This is a genomic window from Haloferax sp. Atlit-6N, assembly GCF_003383195.1.
Taxonomy (GTDB): domain Archaea; phylum Halobacteriota; class Halobacteria; order Halobacteriales; family Haloferacaceae; genus Haloferax; species Haloferax gibbonsii.
In genome coordinates this window covers 1-519 of the sequence record NZ_QEQJ01000185.1, presented here as the reverse complement: position 1 = coordinate 519, position 519 = coordinate 1, and the positions used below count along the sequence as shown (strand labels likewise).

General features: G+C 50.5%; 1 protein-coding gene. It reads right to left on the bottom strand.

Going from position 1 to position 519, the window contains the following annotated elements; genetic code table 11:
• The coding region (locus tag DEQ92_RS21845; RefSeq protein ID WP_304999710.1) for an SRPBCC family protein at positions 1-519 on the bottom strand (519 nt) is incomplete at both ends.

Sequence of the window (519 nt, the reverse complement as noted above, 5' to 3'; positions counted from 1 at the left end):
CATCATTTGATACCAACGCTGATAGAACGTCCGCATCGTACCGTCCTCGAAAGCGGAGTTGATAACGGTACCTGGCCCGTCCCATTCATCGGAGATGTCCTCAGCTTCGCCCATCTCTCCCATGTTCATCTGGTAGTTCGATTGCCGATTGGTTCGCCGTGCGAACGAACTCCCTGCGGCTTCAGTAATACCGTCCCAGACAGCAAAATCATCTACTTCGAAATTGCCTGAGACGCTGAAGGTTGTAATTCCAGTATCGTAGGCCTGCTTTTTGAACTCCTCGGAGGCGTTTTTCGGGACGAGAATCCAGTTCCAGATCTGAGTTCTATCTGAGGCAACCGGCTGCCACTTCCGAATTGTAAGGAACTTTTTCAGTTCCCGGTTGTCCGGATCAGCGTTTTTCAGTGTATTGTTAAACGAGAGATTCGGGAACACGGTGCCGACGATGGACACGTGGTTCTTTGCGATCTTGTACTGTAACTGCGAGAGATGTTCGTCCGTGAATATCTCCTCCGGGTA